This window comes from Anaerococcus lactolyticus ATCC 51172 (assembly GCF_000156575.1).
Lineage (GTDB): Bacteria > Bacillota > Clostridia > Tissierellales > Peptoniphilaceae > Anaerococcus > Anaerococcus lactolyticus.
Window position 1 is genome coordinate 66,631 of sequence record NZ_GG666044.1, and the last position, 17,925, is coordinate 84,555.

Below are 17,925 nucleotides of genomic sequence, written 5' to 3' on the forward strand. Positions count from 1 at the left end.
TTTGAAAACTTATTAATTGGCAGGAAAAAAGAGGAGCTATACTCCTCTTTTGAATAATTTTAATATTTATTTTTGTAAGACGCTATCGTTTGGTCTATCTTCTACTGGAATATTTGTATTGTCTGCTGGAGATTTGAAGACTGATGCTGCTGAGAAATCTTTAACTGCCTTTCCAGATTTTTTGATATCAACAACTGTACCAGGGCCACCAACGCAACCTCCCATACAAGCCATGCCTTCGATTAACTTGCCATTCATCTTGCCAAGTTTGGCCATTCTAGCTAGTTTCACGCAATCAGCTAGGCCTTCTGCATTTTCCATATTTACTACTGCATCAGGGTCGATTTCGTGGATTCTCTTTTCAACAGCTTGGGCAACACCACCACTTACAGCGTAATACCTACCAGTTTGAGAAGCATCCATAATATCATCTTCAACTTCTATTTCAGCTGGCTCTATGCCCTTAGCAAGGAGCATACCTAAAAGTTCTTCGTAGGTAATTACAAAGTCAATAACTTCTGCAACTTCTGGTTCAAGGGCTTCAAGCTTTTTAGAAATACATGGTCCGATGAAAACTACTTCGCAGTTTGGATCACGTTTTTTCATTTGCTTACCTGAATATATCATAGGTGTGGATGACTCAGAAATCTTATCGTTGATGTCAGGGAAATTTTTCCTTACCATGAGTTTCCATGAGAAGCAGCAAGATGTACCCATAAATGGTATCTTGCCTGTTGGCACAGATTCTAAGAATTCGTGTGCTTCGTTCATTGTAGTAAGGTCAGCACCTAGACCTACCTCTATCATATCATCAAAGCCTAGCATTTTAACAGCTTCTCTGATTTGTTTTGGACTTACATTCGCACCAAATTGACCTACAAAAGATGGGGCTACTATAGCGTAAACTTTTCTATCTGATTGGAGAGATTTGATTAATTGATAAATTTCTCCCTTATCTGATATAGCTCCAAATGGACAGGTTATTATACACCTACCACAAGCCACGCACTTATTTTCATCGATTGATGCACGACCTAGTTCATCTGATTTAATTGCCTTTACACCGCAGCTTTCTGCACATGGTCTTTTTTGATGGTTTATAGCATTGTATGGGCAAGCTTCTACACACTTACCACATTTGATACACTTATCTTGGTCTATTTTTGCACCCTTAGATGAATAGCTTACAGCATTTTTAGGACAAACATTTACACATGGGTGACCTATACAAGCGTGGCATTGGTCTGTAACTGTGACCTTATTTTCTGGACAAGCCTCACAAGCAATCTTAATTACAGAAACTAATGGTGGGTGGTATATCCTCCTATCAACGTCCATATCAGCAAGACCAGCTGTGATTGCTTCTGTCTTATCAGCTGTTCTAGCATCAAGACCTATACACATTCTTAGTCTTTCGCCCATTACAGCTCTTTCTCTAAAGATATTTTCCCTGTAAGATGCTTCCTCACCAGGTAAAATATTATAAACTTCATTTCCTATATCTGTCAGTGGTCTATTTTCATAGGCAATCTTTGCAATTGCCTCGAAGGCCATCCTTCTAATATTTAATATATCTATGTACGATTCTTTCATTTAATACCTCAACTAACCTATTCTTATATTATTTATTAATTTCTGACTTTCTTTTATCTCTTTCAATCTTAAGTTCAGCATACATTTTTTCCATAAGAACTTCTGGTTTAGCCTTGGTTATGTACTCTTCATCTATTTTTACTATAGGTGATAATCTTTGTGAATTTTCGACTTCATCCATAACATTCTTATAAACTATTTCAATTTCTGGTGCTTGGCCTAAATTATCTACTTCATAAGCAATTTCAACGTCTTTTTTAACAAGCTCAGCAGAGTCATGTAAGTACTCATTACCATGAGCTGTGCACCTTGCGCATGAACATATAGTTACCTTCATCTTAGTCTCCTTTTTATATACTCACTATGATTGTATCAAATATAACAAAATATTTCAATATGAATTATAGATATTCCTTAACAGGTATTTCGATAATAAAAGTAGAACCCTCTCCTAGCTTGCTTTCTATATCTAATTTAAAGCCGAGGGTATCGGCTATGTGTTTTACAATAGAAAGGCCAAGGCCAGTTGATTTAAGCTTCCTATCCCTTGATTTATCAACCACAAAAAACCTCTCAAAAACTCTTTTTATATCGTAACTTGCTATTCCTATGCCAGTGTCTTTTATAAAAATCCTAAGCGACCTATCTATAAGAATCGAAGAAATTTCGATAGACCCACCTTCCTTGTTGTATTTAATAGCATTTTCATAAATGTTTGATAAAAGGTCCACAAAAAGAGATTTGACTGTGTGAATCCTGTAGGAAGTCAAATTATTTTCCACTTTTATATTTTTTTTATCTGAATTTTGCCTAAACTTATCGATGATAATATCCATCTCTTCCTTGATATCAACGTAGGATTTTTCTATATCAAGGCCTTTTTCATCAAGTTTTGAAAGTCTAAGGATATCGTCAATTATTTCAAGGAGCCTATTTCCCTCATCAAAAATTATCTGGGCAAATTTTTTAACGTCTTCTTTTTTGGCTATCCCTGTAGCAATGAGCTCTGCATAGCCATTTATAGAGGTGAGGGGACTTTTTAGTTCGTGGGTGACATTGGCAGAAAATTCCCTTCTCATAAGCTCTGCCTTCCTTGTTTCTGAATAATCAATGATAATTACTACAAAACCCATGTTGCCATCCTCATAAATTGGGTCGATGAAAATCTTTAGGTGGTAGGAATTTACATCAAGGGCCAGGCTTTTTGATCTGGATAAAATCCTCGCTTCTCTTAAGGCGAGCTTGTATTCTTTGTCATCTATGAGCTTATCAAGCCTAACCTTCTCATCCTTATTTAAAAAAAACTTGGCCGAATCATTCATCAGTTCTACCCCACCCTTAGGATCAAATACTATAAAGCCTTCTTCCATATTTGAGGTAATATTTTTTAACTCTTTGATTTGCCTTTTTAAGATGGAAATATTTTTCTCAAGCTTGATATTTTTGTTAAGAAGCTTGCCATAAATCTTACCTACATCTTCAAAATCTTCGCCAATGTGGTTAAAATCGTAGTATTTGTCAAATTTCGAAATTTCTTTGGCATAGGTATCTAGTCTTTTGTCGATATAAAAGTGAGATGATGCCAACAAAATCATTAGAATAGCCCAAAATAAAAGACAGAGTTTGTATTGGTTTGTATAAAAACTAACAACCACAGCAAGGACGGTCGCTATGGTTGTTGTAATAATTAATGATTTTTTAGTTAACTTTTTCATATCTCTCCAAATTTATAACCAAGGTTTCTTACGGTTGAAATGTAGGAGCCTGCATCCTTTAGCTTGGATCTGAGGCTTGCTATATGAACATCAACAGTCCTGGTCTCACCTTGGTAGTCATAGCCCCAGATTTTTAGAAGGAAATCTTCCCTGGTGATGACATTTCCCATATTGTTCATAAATAAAAATAACATCTCAAATTCCTTGTAGGTAAGGTCGATTTTTTCTCCATTAACCTTCACAGTTCGTTTTTTGGTATTAATGCTTAGATTTTTGTAGGTGAGATGGTCACAATCAGCCTTATTTACTCGACGCAAGATAGCCTTGACCCTTGATAGAAGTTCTAGGATAGAAAATGGTTTGGTTATATAATCATCAGCCCCACTTTCAAGGCCCAAAACCTTGTCAAATTCATCAGTTTTTGCCGTAAGAATTATAACAGGTATATCAGAAAATTCCCTAAGCTCTTTTAGGATTGTGACTCCGTCCTTTTCTGGAAGCATGAGGTCTAGAAGCAAAAGTTCGCAGGGATTCTCCCTAATTTCCTTTACTATAGACCTACCATCCTCAAAGGATTTTACTTGATAGCCTTTTTCAGTAAGAGCATAGGATACTAGATTTCTAATTGCCCCATCATCTTCAACTACGTATATCATTATAACCTCGTTGCTAAGTCTGCCACCCTGGCAAGCCTGTCGCCAAGCCTTTCAAAGTATTTAAAAAGTAAAATTTTATTCGATAATTCTACTGCACTTATCTTGTCATTTTTATTTTCGTCTGCCGCAAAATTAATGGCATCCATAAATAAGTCGTTATTAATTTGGTCTTTCTCGATTGTGGCAAGGGCTAGGTCCTTATTATTGGACACAAAGGCCCCTATGCCAACTTCTAGCATATTTTTTTCATTTTTGATGAAATTTTTAAGAAAATCTATTTCTTTTTCAGAAAGCCAATAGGATTTTAAGATTTCTGCTGCTGAATTTAGGTGACTTGCTATTCTTTTGAAGGTTGAGGCAAGTTTTATTTCCATTTGCAAGAGCCTAAGATCTTTGGCCACAGGTTGTTGGAGTGCCAAGAGTTCAAAGCAAAAGCTCTCTATTCCAGATGCTGCTCTTCTGATGTCGTCATAGAGTTCTATGACATGATCTAAATTTTCATCGTTTTTATTGTCAAGATAAAGGTCAATCCTATCATAGGAAATAAGGATTAATTGGCTTACTTCCCTGGTCATATCCTTGATTGATCCCAAATCACTATTAAACCTAGTCCTCATTATCCAAACCTTCCTGTAATATAATCTTCAGTCCTTTTATCAGCTGGGTCTTCAAAAATCTTTTTGGTTTCATCCATCTCTATTACCTCTCCTGTTAGGAAGAAGGCTGTTTGGTCTGATATCCTTGCTGCCTGCTGCATGTTGTGGGTTACAATTACTATGGTGTATTTTTCCTTTAACTCATCCATCAAGTCTTCTATGGCAGATGTGGATATTGGGTCAAGGGCGCTTGTAGGCTCATCCATTAGGATTATTTCAGGATTTACCGAAAGGGTTCTAGCTATACAAATCCTCTGTTGCTGGCCACCGGAGAATGATAGGGCGTTTTGGTCAAGTTTATCCTTAACTTCATCCCAAATTGCAGCGGCCTTTAGAGAATTTTCTACAATCCCATCTAAGGTGTCCTTATCCTTAATACCTGAAAGCTTTGGCCCATAGGTTATATTGTCATAAACGGACTTGGAGAAGGGGTTTGGTGCTTGAAAGACCATGCCGACATTACGACGTAAGCTTACAAGGTCCACGTCTTTTTTATAAATGTCAGCTCCATCTATTTCTATTAAACCTTCTATTCTACACGAATCAACAAGGTCGTTCATCCTATTAAAACATTTGAGAGTTGTAGACTTGCCACAACCAGAGGGTCCTATAAAGGCTGTAACCTTACCCTTTTTGATATCCATATTTATTTTTTTAAGGGCCTTAAAATCTCCATACCATAAATCTAAATCTTTAACTAAGATGGCTGTGCCCTTATCTTCAACATTTCTTTGGGCTATTATTGATTTGTTTTTCTTATTTATTTGCTGGGCCTTTTTATAGATGTCATCTACTAAAGGTCCCTTATCTTTTACTTTTTCCATTATCGCTCCTAAGCTTTTACAATTTTTTTACTAATCTTTGCTGAAACGAAGTTTATTACGACAACAAAGACTAGGAGGAGGACTGCTGTGGCGTAGGCTTCCTTAACGTGGAAACCTTCTGACGAAATGACGTACATGTGAACTGCCATAGTCCTTGCTGACTTAAATAAGCCCTTTGGTATATCAGTGTTTGATCCCATAGTGAAAATTAGGGCGGCTGATTCACCTACAATCCTACCTGTTGATAAGAATATTCCTCCTAGAATTCCGTCCATGGCATCTGGTATGATGACCTTAAAGATAGTTTGGATTTTTGTGGCCCCAAGGGCAAGGGAGGCGTGAGCCTGAAGGGGATTTACAGTCAAAATTGCCTCCTCAGTTGTCCTTATTATGGTCGGAAGAACCATGATTGCCACTGTCAAACATCCTGCTAGGAGGGAATACTTCATTCCTAAGCCAGAACCTTTGCCTGATACAAAAAACAAGTAACCAAAAAGACCGTAAACTATAGAGGGAATTGATGATAGGATTTCAGTTGAAAACCTAACGGACTTGATAAGAAACTTATTTTTTGCGTAGTTTGAAAGATAGATTGCAGTAAAAATTCCTACAGGAAGGGCAATTATCAAAGTCAATCCTATGGTCATCAAAGTTGTTATTAGAGCAGGCATGAGGGAAACATTATCTGTAGTATATTTCATTTCAAATAAGGATGGGCTGATATTTGGTATGCCCTTTATTAAAATATAGGAAATAATAATCCCAGCCATGGCATAGCCAAGAAATGTTAGACCTATTATTAAAGCCTTATAAATTTTACTCATAAAAATCTCCTATAATCTTTCTTCACTTTTAGATCTTATAATATTAAATCCAACATTAATTATTAGGATAAATATAAATAAAACCATACCTGTGGCGATTAGGGCTTGTCTATGAGTCCCTGATGCATATCCCATTTCTAGGACGATATTGGTAGTTAGGGTCCTTGCTCCTTTTAAGATTGAACTTGGCATTACAGGTTGATTACCTATAACTAAGTAAACCGCCATGGTTTCACCAATGGCCCTACCGATGGCAAGGATTATTGATGAAAATATCCCAGATCTAGCATAAGGCACTAAGATTCTTCTGATGGTTTCTTCCTTGGTTGCCCCAAGTGCGAGAGACCCTGTCATGAAAGTCTTAGGCACTTGCCTTAAGGAATTTTCTGAAATATTTACCATGGTTGGCAAAATCATAAAAGCTAGGAGGATGGATGCACTTAGCATATTCATACCTGATTTAGCCTTAAAAATATCTTTTATTAGGGGCACAAGGACCATCATGGCAAAAAATCCATATACAACTGATGGTATAGCTGCCATAAGGTTCATCAGAGCCTTAAGAACTTTGTAGGTTTTTTTTGCATAATAGGCCATAAATATTGAAATTGCAAGACCGAATGGAAGTGCTATTATGGTTGATAAGCTGGTTACTATTAAAGAACCTATAATCATTGGATAAATTCCAAATCTCGGATTGCCTGCAGTCGGTTTCCAAACCTTGCCGGTTATGAATTTTAAAAGTCCGTATTCATTTACAAACTTAAGACCTTCAGAAAATATGAAGTAGATTATAAGTAGTATCAAAAATACGGACATTACTGCAGACAAGAGGAAAATTGTTTCGCCAACTTTTTCTCTTATCTTGCCCATTTTACTTTCCTAGTTTGCTTGTATTTCTAAGCTCGCCCTTAAAGATTTGTTTAAGTTCATTCATTGTTAGATTTTCTACCTTGCTTGATGGATTTACTACTACTGCGATACCGTCTGTTGCGATTACTTCTACGGCAAGTTTATCTTTTTCTTCATCTTTTAGCTCTCTAGAGGCCATTGCTATATCAGCTGCCCCATCGATTACTGCTTCTATACCTGCAGATGAGCCTGTTGATTGGATTTCAATCTTACTATCTGGGTTAAGCTCTTGGTATTTTTCTGCCATTTTTTGCATAAGTGGGGTTACAGATGTAGAACCAGCTACTGTAAGGGTACCAGATACTTTCGCTGGTTCATATTTCTCTGTATCCTTTAGGGGAACATAGCCTTCTTCTAGGGTAAGGGTTTGGGCTTGTTCTGATAGACAGAATTTTAAAAAGTCTTTAGCTAGGTCGTTTATTTTGTCTTCCTTATAAGCTAGGTTAAATGGTCTTGAAATTTTGTAGGTGCCATTTACTATATTTTCTTCTGTGGCTTCTACTCCTTCGATTTTAAGAGCCTTTACAGTATCATTTAGGGAGCCAAGTGAAATATAGCCGATTGCTTCTTTATCTTGGCTTACTGTCTGCATAACACCGTTGGTTGAATTTTGGACAATGGCTTCCTGGGTTGTCATATCTTCCTTAGAGCCATTAACTTCTTCTTCAAGGCCAACAAGTTCTATAAAAGCACCCCTTGTACCCGAACCTTCTTCACGAGATACAACTGTGAAATCATAATCTTCTTGATTTGCTGTTTCGGTTGATTCTTCTTTTTCTGCTGGTGCCTGTTCTGTTTGAGTTTCTCCTTGTTTTTCTTCTGCTTTTTGATCCTTACCACATCCAGCAAGGATAAGTCCAAGTGAAAGTGTTGCTGCTAGTATTTTCTTATTAGTTATTTTCATTATTATCTCCTTAAGTTTTTTAACTTAAGTCTATAATACTAGGTCATTATTCGAAAGGTTTTAAATCTTTGTAAAACTTATGTAAAATAAAGCAAAAAAAAGGCGAGGATTTCCTCGCCTAAAAATCATTATTTTTTCAATCTCTAAAGACTTATTCTGCAACAGCTTCTTGTCTCTTATCTGCTTCTGTTTCTGGAATTACTACGTTCATCAAAATTGATGTAATAGCTGCAAGAACTACTGGAGAAACTCCGATGGCATTTTTAAGAGCTTCTGGCATAAAGTTTACTCCTGCTCCTTCTGCTGTTGTAACTATGGTTGTAAAACCAAAACCAATGGCAATAGCAATACCTACTATGGAAGTATTTCTAACTGTGAGAGGTTGCTCGGTTATCATCCTAATTCCGTTCATAGTGATGGCTGCAAATACTGAAAGAGTTGCACCACCTACTACTGGGGCTGGGATGGTTGTTAGTAGTGAAGATATTTTTGGCATAAAACCTGCCACAAGGATAATTAAACCTGCTTGGAAAAATACCCTCCTATTGATAACCTTATTTACTGAAACAATACCTGCATTTTGTGAAAATGTAGCTGTTGGAAGACATCCAATGAAGGAGCCAATCACATTTGCTACACCAAAGCCAACTATACCACCCCTAAGCTCGTCATCGGTAGGGTTTCTGTCCATACCACCGATTGTAGTTGATGACATATCGCCAATTCCTTCTATACATGTAACCATAAAGATGATTACAAAGGAAATTATGGCTGATGGTTCAAATTTTATGCCAAAGTGAAGTGGGGCGGCAACAGATATCCAGCCTGCCTCCTTAACAGGTGTTAAATCAATCATTCCAAAGAAATAAGCGACAATATAGCCAACAACCATGGCAAATAATACTGAAGCAAGTTTAGTAATGCCCTTGCCAAAGTGGTTAAGACCAACATTTACAAGAAGGGTGATTATACCAACAAGCCAATATTGCCACGCTCCCCAACCTGGGGCCATAACTGATCCTGCTCCACCCATATTTGTAATAGCAACTGGATATAGGGTAAGGCCTATAGCCAAAACTACAGTTCCTGATACAAGAGGTGGGAAAAATGGTGTTATATATTTGAGGGCAAGACCGAACACTATAGAAACAATAGCTCCTATTAATTGACTTCCTAAAACTACGGCCACAATTCCTTCGGGACCTAGTGATTCAAATTGACCACAAAGGGCAATCATGGTTGGTACATATGGGAAGGCTACACCATAAATCATAGGTAATTTACTACCCAAAATCCCTATTGGATAAAGCATCAAAAATGAAGTGAGGGCTGATCCTATAAGGGCCATCTGTACAAGTATAATGCTATCAGCGTGACTTAGGCCTGCTGCATCAGCAAAGATCAAAGCAGGTGCTACACAACCTGCAATCATTGCGATTACGTGTTGTAAAGCTAGTGGGAAGGCCTCTTTGAAAGAAACTTTGCCTTCAAATTGAAACAATTCTTTAAATTTACTTTCCATTTTCTCTCCTATTTTATTTTGGACAAAGAAAAAGCCACCCTCAGGTGACAAATTTATTCACTTATCCTAGTTCCGGACTAGAAATGGCTATAATAATTAAATATAAATTAGCTTTATTCTTAACCATTTCAAAATAGGTTATACAAGAAAAATTATTTTAGTCAAGTAAGATTAGAAACAAAAATAAAAGTTAGTTTTGGATAATTTTTTTAGTTAAATTGATTTTTATTTTTAAATAATAGAAGTAAAATAGAAGAATAATAGCGAAAGATAGAATAGGGAGAATAAGCAAATGAAATTAGTAATACCAGAAGATTACAAGTCAACCGAGGACCTCTATAGGACCCAAGTATTGATAAAAGAAATAAAAGATTATTTTCAAATAAACCTAGCTAATAACTTGAATTTGAAAAGAGTCTCTGCCCCACTTTTTGTATCAAAAAAATCAGGTCTTAACGACAACCTAAATGGTGTAGAAAAACCTGTTTCTTTTAACCTCCCTGAGGCTGATAATGAAGAGATGGAAATCGTCCATTCTCTCGCCAAATGGAAAAGATACGCCCTTATGAAATACAAATTCAAAGTCCATGAAGGTCTTTATACCGACATGAACGCCATAAGAGCATGCGAAGAGCCAGACAATACTCATTCATTTTATGTAGACCAATGGGATTGGGAAAAAATAATTGATAAGGACGATAGGAACGAAACCTACCTTAAACAAACTGTAGAAACTATCTACAGGACTATGAAGAGTCTTGACGAATATCTTTGCGGCCTTATTCCTACAAGAAGCAAACTTCTAACAGATCAAATTAGATTTATTACAAGTCAAGAGCTTCTTGATATGTATCCTGACAAAGATGCCAAAGAAAGAGAAAGACTAGCCGTAAAAGAATTCGGTTCAATATTCCTATTACAAATAGGCGATCTCTTATCAAATGGTCAAAAACACGATGGTAGATCCCCAGACTACGATGACTGGCATTTAAATGGAGATATAATTGTCTACAACCCAGTTCTTGACGATGCCCTAGAGCTTTCTTCTATGGGTATTAGGGTTAATAGCGAAAGACTTAACGAGCAATTGAAACAATCTGGCAACCTCGATAGGCTAAAATATAACTACCACAGGATGCTGCTTGATGATTTACTCCCACAAACCATAGGTGGTGGTATCGGCCAATCAAGGCTATGTATGTTCTTTTTACAAAAATCTCACATCGGCGAAGTCCAAGTATCTTATTGGCCAGACGACCAAAGAAGACTCCTAGCCAACAAGGGTATCCAACTCTTATAGAAAAAAGACCTTGATGATAAAAAATCATTCAAGGTCTTTTATTATTTTTCTATAGATAAAATTAATAACATCTTAAATTTTGTAATTGCACTTACATTATGGATTACATTTGCTGGAAAAACTAATTGTTCACCAGCTTCAATCTCTACTTCCTTGTCTCCAACAAGGAGCTTTGCCTTTCCCTCAAGTGCCATTACAAGAGCATCTCCAGGAGCCTTGTGGGCTTTTAGACCCTCTCCCGCATCAAAAGCCATCATCACCACCCTACAATCATCTTTTGAAACAAGGTCAATATTGGCTATGGCTCCGTCAATATAATCCAAATAGTCAACTAATTTTATTTTTTGTCCCTTATCAATATTTTTCATCTCTTCCTCCTTTAAATTGATTCCTATTTCTAAAAAAATACTTTCCTTATCTGTCTCAATACCAAAAAGCCTATTTTCTTCGAAAAATATTAATTCGTTATTAACAAGTTTTTCATTATTAAAGTTAATTTCGCCTTTTAGAACAAGGTATATCCTCTCTTGGCCATAAAATTCTGGGGAAATACTTGTATTTTGGCCAAGACTCATAAGCAAGATATGAAAATCTTCCAAATCTATAAGTTTCTTGCTTATAGTTTGGTTTTCTCTTGTAGGTATCATCTCTTCTGCCTTTAAGATTATTCCCTTACTAATATTTTTCATTTTAATCTCCTACTATACTAATCGGAATGATTGTATTATAGTCTTTTTCATCATTTTTTATTTTTTCGAGTATAACTTCTACCCCAAATGCTTCTCTTATATTTTCCTTAGAGATAATATCTGATGTTTTACCAATTTTATACCTTGCATCTTTCATTAAAAGCAAACACTTATCTGCTATTTCAAGAGCGTGGGCTGGATAATGGGTATTTATGATAACGCTAATATTTTCTTTTTTGGATAAGTTTTTGATTAAGGAAATTATTTTAAGTTGATTTTTAAAATCAAGACCACTTTCTGGTTCATCTAATATAATTAGGCTTGGGTCTGAAATCAAAGCCCTGGCTATAAGAACCATCTGGAGCTCTCCCCCACTCATTACTGAGCAAGACTTATCCTTAAGCTTCTCTATAGCTAAGCTTTTCATAATATTATTTGCTTTCTCATAATCTCTTTCACCTGGTTTTGCAAAAGGCCCAAGCTTGCTAGCAAGACCTAGAACTACCATATCTATACCAGAATATTCAAAAGAAAATGACCTTTTTTGTGGAACGTATGATATATTAGACCATAATTCCCTTCGGCTAAAGCTTGCAATATCCTTGCCGTCCAAATAACTTTTACCAATTTTCCATTTTTCAAAATCACATATGCATCTTATGAGGCTTGTCTTTCCAACTCCATTGGGTCCTAATATTGATAAAACCTCTCCTTGGTCGAGGCTAAATGATAAATTTTTAAATAATACATGATTTTTATCATAATAAAATCCTGCATCTTTGACTTCTAATTTAATTGAAACCACCCCCAGTTTTCCTAATTAAGCTTATAAAAATTGGAGCGCCTATAATTGCTGTAAGGACTGAAATAGGTAATTCTATTACAGAAACTGTCCTTGATAAGGCTTCTATTAATACCATCAGACTTGCTCCTAAAGATATACTAAAGGGTAGGGTGTGGGTGTTGTTTGCTCCCACCATCATCCTTGCCATGTGGGGAATTATCAAACCAATCCAACCAACTTGGCCACACATTGATATAGATGATGCAGTTATAAGTGTAGAAGCAAATATAAAAATGAGTCGAGTTTTTCTGACATCTACTCCTAAACTTTTTGCTTCATCTTCTGATAGGCTCATAATATTTAACCTAAATATCAAAAGCCTTATTAAAATGATTCCAAAAATTATTAATGGTGCTGATAAGATCAAGTTTTTGTAAGATGATCTTGCAAAAGAACCCATGAGCCAATAGCTAATTGCTGGCAACTTGTCTGTTGGATCTGCTGTGTATTTTAATAAGGATGCAAGGGCGTTTGATAAAGAAGAAACCACCAGACCTGCTAAGATAAGCATTATTGTTGATGACCTAGTCCTAGTCTTACCAATGTAAAGGGTAAAGACAACTCCAACCAATCCAAAAACTAAAGCAAATATTTGAATTGATAGGGTTGAAAGTGATAGGAGTATGCCGATTATAGCTCCAAGGCTTGCAGCTGAACTAACGCCTAAAATATCAGGAGTTGCCAAGGGGTTTGAAAAAACCCCTTGAAAGGCAAGACCAGCTGTGGCAAGACCCGCTCCTACTACAAGACCAGTAATAATTCTTGGTAATCTTACATTTATTATCACTGATTCAAGCATGGGATCAAAGTCTCTACCAGATAAATAAGCGCCAAAAAAATCTATAATCTGCCCTAGGCTAAGTGGCATCCTACCTATGGCAAGGGCCAAAATACTTATCAATATGGGTAGACTTATGAGGATTATATATGAGCTTAATTTTATTTTTTTATCTTTGATAAAGATTTCTTTAATCATATATCAAACATATCCTTGATTTGTTCGTCATTTAATTCGTATCCATACCATTTTTGATAATAATCTTTAATCATAGACTTAAGATCATAGTCCTTAAATTCTTCAGGATAGGTTGATTTTGCAAGCCAAGCTAGGACAAGTGGTCCGTCTGGATTTGGTGTAAACCAGTTCCACATGCCAAGCTTTGTGTTATAAACTTTTTTATCCTTAACTGCTTTCATATTTGAAAAATCAATACCTTCTACTGAATTTGCATATACATCTTTTGTTTTGATATCAAGAAGACCTGGTCCATCAAGATAAAGTATATCTGGATTCCACTTATAGATTTGTTCTACAGAAACTTTAGCAAATCCCTTTGCCTCACCAGCTAGGTTTTTCACACCAATTCTCTTTAGCCAAAAATCTCCAAAAACTCCCTTACCGGCTACAATTGGCACACCTTGAGCATATTTCCACAAGATCATACCACTTGGTTTTTTACTATCATCTATTTTTGCGATTCTGTCTTCAACATCTTTTACAATTTCTTGACCAGCTTTTATAAAGTCATCTGTCTTTCCGCTTTCGCCAAATACATCTTCTAAAAGTTTTAACCACTGGGTGTATCTCTCAATTGGGTCAGCAGGACCGTTGGTGCCAACTGTAGCAAAACCAACGCATGGTATGCCAGTTTTAGATAAGGCTTCGTAGTGTTCCTTATTTGAAGCATTGTAGAAAATAACATCTGGTTTAAGTTTCATTATTTCCTCAATATTAATGTCAGATTGAGCTTGAACTGTATTTTGGCTATCAAGAAGCTCTGGAGCTATGTCTTTTAAAACTGTATTTGAAATTACTTCTTTAAGTGAGCCCGCATAACCTACGATATATGGGGCCTTTCCATGGTGGTAAGCCATATAGGTAGATAAAATTGGAATCTGGTCTATAACTATTTTTTCAATTTTTTCTGGAACTTCAACTTTATTGCCTGCATGGTCTGTTATTGTCCTTGTTTTTTTGCTTTCATCCTTGCTTTCCTCAGGCTTTTCTTCTTTCTTATCAGCCTTTGTATCATCTTTTTCTTCGTTATTCTCGTTTTGAACTACTTCCTTGCTTTCTGACTTATCTTCAGTTTTTGCCTTGCCACAAGCTGTCATGCTTGTTAAAGCAAAGACTTGCAAACATAAAATTAATAGTATTTTTTTAATAGTTTTCATCTAATTCTCCTTTTTACTCGCTAAAACTATATATGAAATGCTTGAATTTTTAGACCTTTCTAGCATTTTTGTAAACCTTGCCCTATTTTCTTCAGCATAAGCATTTCTATAAAAATTTGCAGCTCCAACTGGTCCCTCATCTTTTATAATTGTGTCCCTATCTAAAAGAATCATCCTACCAGTTCTTTGTGAAAAAGGTCTAAAAGAATTTTCTAAGAATAATTTATTCCAATTTTCTACTGTTAGAGGATATACATCCACATTTGTAAATTTCGAAAGTTGCCTTCTTATATCTTCGCTTTCGTTTTCAACTGCCACATCATGAGTTAGTAAATACCCACCCTTTTTTAAGACCCTGTGATAATTTTTAAGAGCCTTTGCTTTATCTTCATTTGTTAGCATGGTAAGCATGGCCTCATTAATTATTACATCGAATGTTTCATCCTCAAAATCTAAATTCAAGGCATTCATGTTCTTTACTTGTATCTCCTTATCTAAACTCAAGAGATTTATATTCTCCAAAGCTTGATCTATGGCAACTTGGTCAATGTCTATACCTATTATTTTGCATTTATATTTAGTATAGACCCTTATAAGATTATCACCTCTATTACAAGCGACTTCCAAAACCTTTGTATCTTTATCAATTTGGATCTGATCTAATAGCCAATCAGTCATAAGGCCACCTCCTGGCCTTAGTCTTGTCCTGCCAAGCATCTTCAAAAAATCATGTCCAAAAACAATTTTATTTTTTTCCATTTTATCTTCCTCCTTGATAATAATTATCATTACACATATAATTATATCATAATTTTTTAATATTTACTGTTGCAAAAGCAACATGAGGGGATTTTATGGATAAGATTATTTTAAAAAGTGAATTATTTTATGGTTTAGATGAGGCTACTATAAAACATATTTTTTCTTGTATTGACCATAAAATCTTAAATTTCTCTAGAGACGAATACCTCTATGACTTTTCTGAAGGTTTTAAGGCTGGTATTGTCCTAAAAGGAAGGATTGATTTATGTACCATAGATGATGGTAGAGAGATTATAGATAGGATTTATAGGGTTTCTGATTCTTTTTCTATAAACTTTTCTTCCCTAGCTGATAGGTTTATGATTTGCAAAAAAGATTCAAAAGTTTTGGTCCTGGATGTTTACAAAGTCTTTGAAAAGCATAAAAGGGCCTGCACTAGCAGACCACTTTTCATGGAAAATATTATTAACTTGTATGATGAACAAATTTCATACTTGACTTACAAATTGGATATATATGCTAAGCCAAAAATCAGAGAAAGAATCAACAAATATATTTATAAATATGGTAAAAATGCTCTATTTTCTAACAACTTATCAAGGGAAGATTTGGCTAAATTTTTAGCTTGCAATAGGTCTGCCCTTTCAAGAGAACTATCCCTAATGAAAAAAGAAGGTTTGATATAAACCTGATGGACTGATTAAACAAAAAAATCAGTCCTAAAATTCTTTTTTTCTTTAACTCAAACAATCTTTTATTTCTTCTATAAACAAATCCCCATATTGAATTAATTTCTTTTCACCTACACCCTTTACTCCTAAAAATTCTTCTTCATTCTTTGGTTTTTTAATTGCCATATCCTTTAAGGTCTGATCTGAAAATATAATAAAGGGTGGGATTTTCCTTGATTTTGATAATTCAAGTCTTAATTTTTTAAGCCTGTCAAATAAATCTTGGTCTTCATCGCTTGCAAGACTCCTTGTTTTGTTTTTGCTAACTTTTTTAATATCGGTTTTTCTTGCAAAAAATTTATCCTTTGAATACAAAATATCCTTAGATTTTTCAGTTAATGCCAAAATTGGATAGTCAAGGCCTACCACCTTTATATAGCCATCTGCGATTAAAACTCCAATCAAATCTTTTATTTCATCCGAACTTTTATCCTTCATAATCCCGTAGGTAGAAATATTTTTCAAACCCTTTTCTGTAGAATTTTTATTTTTTGACCCCTTAAGACAATCAACGACCGTACTTATACCATACCTTTGCTCAAGCCTATAAATACAAGATAGGATTTTTTGAGCATCAATAGTCTTGTCTTCTTTTTTTATATCATCTAGGCAATTTGAGCAAAAATCACATGGTCCCTTATAGTCTTGGCCAAAATATTCAAGGATAAAGGCCCTAAGGCACTTGCTAGTGTTGACATAATTTATAATGGTTTGGAGCTTATCAAGTTGGATTTTCCTGTAGGCGAGGTTGGTTCCTTGGTTTATCAAATGCTTATTTATAATTATATCTTGGGCAGAATAAAGAAGGATGCAATCGGCATCTGCCCCATCACGACCAGCACGTCCTGCCTCTTGGTAGTAGGATTCCATATCCTTGGGCATATTATAATGGATAACAAAGCTTACATTTGACTTATCAATCCCCATACCAAAGGCGTTAGTCGCTACAACCAAGTCTTTTTTATCAAAAATAAATTCTTCCTGGGCTTTTTTTCTTTCTTCTTCGCTAAGACCTGCGTGGTATTTGGTAACACTAAATCCCATAGCCTTAAGATTTCTCTCAAGTTTATCTACCCTATTTCTAGTTGATGCATAGATGATTCCCGATTTGCCCTCATTTTCTTCCAGATAAGTTTTTAAAAATTTTAACTTATCCTTAGGCTTTCTGACTAAAAATTTTAAATTTGGTCTATCAAAGCCTGTAACTTTCACATAGGGATTTTTAAGCGAAAGATTTTTTATTATATCATCCCTTACTTCCTTGGTTGCTGTAGCTGTGAAGGCTGCAATTTGTAAGTCATCACCCAAAACCTTATAGAGGTCGGCTATTAATTTATAGGACGGCCTAAAGTCATGTCCCCATTGGGAAATGCAGTGGGCCTCGTCAACTGCAACAAAAGAGAGCTTTATCTCCCTTAAAAATTCTCTAAAAAACTCATTATCAAGTCTTTCTGGCGAAATATAGAGAAGTTTTATTCTCCCCTTCCTAAGGTCGTTTAAGGTGTCGATGTAAGTTTCATAATCCTGGCTTGAATTTATGAAGCTTGCCTCGATTCCATCTTCTCTTAGGGCGTCGACCTGGTCTTTCATAAGGCTAATTAGAGGAGATATTACTAGGGTAAGCCCATCTTTCATAAGAGCAGGCAATTGGTAGCAAATAGACTTGCCACCTCCTGTTGGGAGGACTCCCAACACATCTCTACCTTCCAAGATTTTACCTATGATTTCCTCCTGGCCCTGTCTAAAGGAAGCAAAGCCGAAATGTTTTTTTAATTTTTCTGCGATTTTTTCTACCATGGCAAACTTACAAAAAAATAA

18 protein-coding genes are annotated in these 17,925 nt (G+C 35.6%); 2 read left to right on the top strand and 16 right to left on the bottom strand.

The window, feature by feature from the left end; translation table 11 throughout:
• Positions 1 to 66: 66 nt before the first annotated feature.
• From HMPREF0072_RS00225 to HMPREF0072_RS00270, 10 genes are all read right to left on the bottom strand, one after another.
• Positions 67 to 1,593, bottom strand: a complete 1,527-nt coding sequence (locus HMPREF0072_RS00225) for a 4Fe-4S dicluster domain-containing protein (protein ID WP_004826589.1) — start codon at positions 1,591 to 1,593, stop codon at positions 67 to 69.
• 28 nt (positions 1,594 to 1,621) lie between these two features.
• Positions 1,622 to 1,930 carry a hypothetical protein gene (locus HMPREF0072_RS00230; RefSeq protein ID WP_004826591.1) on the bottom strand — a complete coding sequence of 103 codons (309 nt, stop codon included), beginning with the start codon at positions 1,928 to 1,930 and terminating at the stop codon, positions 1,622 to 1,624.
• Positions 1,931 to 1,994: 64 nt separating this feature from the next.
• Positions 1,995 to 3,308, bottom strand: a complete 1,314-nt coding sequence (locus HMPREF0072_RS00235; protein ID WP_004826593.1) for a sensor histidine kinase — start codon at positions 3,306 to 3,308, stop codon at positions 1,995 to 1,997.
• Positions 3,305 to 3,964 carry a response regulator transcription factor gene (locus HMPREF0072_RS00240; protein ID WP_004826596.1) on the bottom strand — a complete coding sequence of 220 codons (660 nt, stop codon included), beginning with the start codon at positions 3,962 to 3,964 and terminating at the stop codon, positions 3,305 to 3,307. The genes HMPREF0072_RS00235 and HMPREF0072_RS00240 overlap by 4 nt, the downstream gene beginning before the upstream one ends.
• Complete coding sequence (locus HMPREF0072_RS00245) at positions 3,964 to 4,581, bottom strand: PhoU domain-containing protein (RefSeq protein WP_004826599.1); 618 nt, start codon at positions 4,579 to 4,581, stop codon at positions 3,964 to 3,966. The genes HMPREF0072_RS00240 and HMPREF0072_RS00245 overlap by 1 nt, the downstream gene beginning before the upstream one ends.
• Positions 4,581 to 5,444 carry a phosphate ABC transporter ATP-binding protein PstB gene (gene pstB / locus HMPREF0072_RS00250; RefSeq protein ID WP_004826601.1) on the bottom strand — a complete coding sequence of 288 codons (864 nt, stop codon included), beginning with the start codon at positions 5,442 to 5,444 and terminating at the stop codon, positions 4,581 to 4,583. Before pstB ends, HMPREF0072_RS00245 begins: the two co-directional genes overlap by 1 nt.
• Positions 5,445 to 5,452: 8 nt before the next feature.
• Positions 5,453 to 6,268, bottom strand: a complete 816-nt coding sequence (pstA, locus tag HMPREF0072_RS00255; RefSeq protein ID WP_004826602.1) for a phosphate ABC transporter permease PstA — start codon at positions 6,266 to 6,268, stop codon at positions 5,453 to 5,455.
• 9 nt (positions 6,269 to 6,277) lie between these two features.
• Positions 6,278 to 7,141 carry a phosphate ABC transporter permease subunit PstC gene (pstC, locus tag HMPREF0072_RS00260; RefSeq protein ID WP_004826605.1) on the bottom strand — a complete coding sequence of 288 codons (864 nt, stop codon included), beginning with the start codon at positions 7,139 to 7,141 and terminating at the stop codon, positions 6,278 to 6,280.
• A gap of 1 nt (position 7,142) precedes the next feature.
• Positions 7,143 to 8,084, bottom strand: a complete 942-nt coding sequence (locus HMPREF0072_RS00265) for a substrate-binding domain-containing protein (protein WP_004826607.1) — start codon at positions 8,082 to 8,084, stop codon at positions 7,143 to 7,145.
• 151 nt (positions 8,085 to 8,235) lie between these two features.
• Positions 8,236 to 9,606 (bottom strand): uracil-xanthine permease family protein, encoded by a 1,371-nt coding sequence (locus HMPREF0072_RS00270; RefSeq protein ID WP_039930902.1) that lies wholly within the window; start codon positions 9,604 to 9,606, stop codon positions 8,236 to 8,238.
• 292 nt (positions 9,607 to 9,898) lie between these two features.
• Here HMPREF0072_RS00270 and asnA point away from each other — a divergent pair, with 292 nt between their 5' ends.
• Positions 9,899 to 10,906, top strand: a complete 1,008-nt coding sequence (asnA, locus tag HMPREF0072_RS00275) for an aspartate--ammonia ligase (protein ID WP_004826612.1) — start codon at positions 9,899 to 9,901, stop codon at positions 10,904 to 10,906.
• Positions 10,907 to 10,947: 41 nt separating this feature from the next.
• Here the strand turns inward: asnA and HMPREF0072_RS00280 are convergent, their stop codons facing one another.
• The 5 genes from HMPREF0072_RS00280 to HMPREF0072_RS00300 are packed head-to-tail and all read right to left on the bottom strand — an operon-like array spanning position 10,948 to position 15,373.
• Positions 10,948 to 11,595, bottom strand: coding sequence for a cupin domain-containing protein (locus HMPREF0072_RS00280; protein ID WP_004826614.1), 648 nt, complete (start codon positions 11,593 to 11,595; stop codon positions 10,948 to 10,950).
• Between the two features lies 1 nt (position 11,596).
• Positions 11,597 to 12,400 (bottom strand): ABC transporter ATP-binding protein, encoded by an 804-nt coding sequence (locus HMPREF0072_RS00285; RefSeq protein WP_004826616.1) that lies wholly within the window; start codon positions 12,398 to 12,400, stop codon positions 11,597 to 11,599.
• Positions 12,387 to 13,415 (bottom strand): FecCD family ABC transporter permease, encoded by a 1,029-nt coding sequence (locus HMPREF0072_RS00290; RefSeq protein ID WP_004826618.1) that lies wholly within the window; start codon positions 13,413 to 13,415, stop codon positions 12,387 to 12,389. The genes HMPREF0072_RS00285 and HMPREF0072_RS00290 overlap by 14 nt, the downstream gene beginning before the upstream one ends.
• Positions 13,412 to 14,614 carry an ABC transporter substrate-binding protein gene (locus HMPREF0072_RS00295; RefSeq protein ID WP_004826620.1) on the bottom strand — a complete coding sequence of 401 codons (1,203 nt, stop codon included), beginning with the start codon at positions 14,612 to 14,614 and terminating at the stop codon, positions 13,412 to 13,414. Before HMPREF0072_RS00295 ends, HMPREF0072_RS00290 begins: the two co-directional genes overlap by 4 nt.
• Complete coding sequence (locus HMPREF0072_RS00300; RefSeq protein WP_039930903.1) at positions 14,615 to 15,373, bottom strand: class I SAM-dependent methyltransferase; 759 nt, start codon at positions 15,371 to 15,373, stop codon at positions 14,615 to 14,617.
• Positions 15,374 to 15,468: 95 nt separating this feature from the next.
• Here HMPREF0072_RS00300 and HMPREF0072_RS00305 point away from each other — a divergent pair, with 95 nt between their 5' ends.
• Positions 15,469 to 16,062 (top strand): Crp/Fnr family transcriptional regulator, encoded by a 594-nt coding sequence (locus tag HMPREF0072_RS00305; RefSeq protein WP_004826624.1) that lies wholly within the window; start codon positions 15,469 to 15,471, stop codon positions 16,060 to 16,062.
• Between the two features lie 51 nt (positions 16,063 to 16,113).
• Here the strand turns inward: HMPREF0072_RS00305 and recQ are convergent, their stop codons facing one another.
• Positions 16,114 to 17,904, bottom strand: coding sequence for a DNA helicase RecQ (gene recQ, locus HMPREF0072_RS00310; RefSeq protein ID WP_004826627.1), 1,791 nt, complete (start codon positions 17,902 to 17,904; stop codon positions 16,114 to 16,116).
• Positions 17,905 to 17,925 lie beyond the last annotated feature (21 nt).